General features: G+C 38.5%; 1 protein-coding gene. It reads left to right on the top strand.

Features of this window, described 5'->3' with window-relative positions; translation table 11 throughout:
* Positions 1-262 precede the first annotated feature (262 nt).
* Positions 263-2,683 (top strand): autotransporter outer membrane beta-barrel domain-containing protein (locus tag ACFINX_RS09610; RefSeq protein ID WP_375668754.1); only part of this gene is annotated, 2,421 nt, incomplete at its 3' end.

Here is a 2,683-nt window from a genome sequence, read left to right on the forward strand (position 1 = left end):
GGAGATGTCACTTATCAGCATAGATTTAAGAAAATTGGTTTTTCTGGAACGAGTTTCTCTGCTGGATTGCGCCACCTTTTTTAGCGATACATAAACTATATAGTAACTTATATATAACTTATATATAAGTATATAGTGTTATATTAAGTATTAAATTAAATATTTCATTTTATATTTATTGTATTTTGAGAACTTTATTAGCTTAAATATAGATATTATTCTTCAATGAATAGAAGTAGGGGAATAGAAGGCGGCAAGAGTTATGATTTATGTATTTCATAAATATGTATTTTTATGCAACGTTACAACAGCTATTCTTTATTTTTTGCAGGTTACGTATGTTAGTGCTGCAGGATCTTCAAGTGATGCAGGAGGGGCATTTTATAAATGCGATGATAGAAAAACACACTTTCTTGCAGATAAAATCTATTACTTAAAAAGTTCTCAAGAGACGTCTGCTCATATTGCACCTATTGCAGCTATATATGTAGAAAAAGCAGGCACTATTGTTAATGCGTCTCAGATAACAGTTTATGGCGATGATCCAGATAAAATATCTGCGTATGGGGCGTATGTAAGAAATGGTGGAACAATTAATCTAGTAGCTTCAGATTTTAAGAATATACCTGCTCTTCGTGCTCAAAATGCCGTTATTAGCATGACAGTAGGGGAAATTAAGGGGATTTCACATGCTATTTATGCATGGGGGAGAGGAACGGATATTGCTTTAGTGAGTGTGAATATCAATATTGAGCCAGATAACTTGAATGTAAAAGGGATCGGTATTATGAGTGGTTTTGATGCAATGGTTAAAATGACAGACGGTACCGTTAATTTTAACCAGATTGGCTCATTTTCAACTCGATTTGGGGGGCGCTATATTCTTGATACTATGGGGATTACGGGGCAAGGAAGGAGGGAGGAAACTTTAACAGATGGTGATCGAGCTATGGGGGTATTGCCAGAAGCTTTTGAGGTTTTTCAAGGTGGTGACGTTCATTTGAAAAACAATTTTATTCAGCTGAACCATATGCATGCATTCTTGATGAAAAACTTTTCAGGTTATGTAAATGATAATGGTAAGTTAATTCAAAAATATATTTCACCAGATGGCTTTAAGAATACAAGTATTAAGATAGAAAAAAACAATATTTCTGTTCAGAGTGAGGGAGTATATGGACTGTGCTTTAATGTTTTAGCTCCAGAAGAACTTGCTAAAATGTTGAGGCAACGAGATGATGAAAAAATTTTAGAAACCAAAAAAGTTATCACGGGGAGGGCATTTGTTTATTTATCAGAGACAAATATGACAGTTCCAGACGGGATTGCGATTTATGCGAAGGGGAATAAAGACTATGAAGTAAAAGGCACTCTTGAATTATCGGATGAAACAAAAATCTCTGGTGATTTGTTGCTAAAAGCTGAAAATAATGCTTCTCTATTGGTGAAAGCAAACGCTTCCTCTCTTACAGGAGGTACGCGTGTTGAGGATAGATCGGTTATTGATTTAGAGTTAATTCGTTATTCAAAATGGTATCTTACTAAAAGTAAATACAACGGTTTACAGGAATCTGTTTCATCGCTTTCTTCTCTAAGTCTTTCCAATAGCACATTGATCTTTGATGAAGGTAGTGGTTATCAAACGCTATGCATTGGAAAAAAAGCAGATATAGGTGCAGGAGATAAAATTCTCGCATCAAAAGATAAAAAAGTCTACAGTGCTGAGGGAAACGCTCAGATTAGGTTGAATGCATTTTTGAATGATGAGGGTTTGTTTAATCCCCAAAAGACGGATCGCATATTGATCTATGGGGATGTTTCTGGAACGACATTCATTCATGTGCAAAATTTTCCAAAATATGCAAGTAAAGAAGTCTATGAGGGAAAAGATCAAAGCATTTCACTCATTCAAGTTGCTGGAACAGCGCAGGCAGGTTCTTTTCGACTCGCCAATGGTTATGATGATTATACTACGGTGAAAGGTTTTCCTTATCAATATCGTATTCGTGGTTATGGTCCAGGTTCGCCCTTTGGAGAAGCAGATGCTACGCAAAGATTAGTGGAAGGTGAGGGGGAATTTTGGGATTTCCGACTCGAAGGGGTTTATATTTCTTCTAGAATAGGTTCTTATAATGGTCCATTTGGTAAACCTTCTTCATTATCTCATCCTGTTAATCCTCCATCTTCTCCCCCCAATTCACTTTCTACGTCGTTGATATCTGACTCTCCTTCTTCTACGTCCTCTGGTCCTGTTGATCCTCCATCTTCTCCCCCCAATTCACTTTCTACGTCGTTGATATCTGACTCTCCTTCTTCTACGTCCTCTGGTCCTGTTGATCCTCCATCCTCTCCCCCCGATCCACTTTCTACGTCGTTGACATCTGACTCTCCTTCTTCTACATCCCCTGATCCTGTTGATCCTCTATCTTCTCCTCCCGATCCACTTTCTACGTCGTTGACATCTGACTCTCCTTCTTCTACATCCCCTGATCCTGTCGATCCTCCTCCTCCCGATCCATTTTCTACGTCGTTTATGTCTGACCCTCCTTCTTCTACGTCCTCTGATCCTGTTGATTCTCCACGCCCTGATCCACTTTCTATGTCGTTGCCATCTGAGCCCTCTGCTCCGGAGGACACTTCATCTCTGGATACTGTTTCTCCTCCTTCTGCCCCTGTTGAACCA

The organism is Bartonella sp. AP36NXGY (assembly GCF_042195865.1).
Classification (GTDB): domain Bacteria; phylum Pseudomonadota; class Alphaproteobacteria; order Rhizobiales; family Rhizobiaceae; genus Bartonella.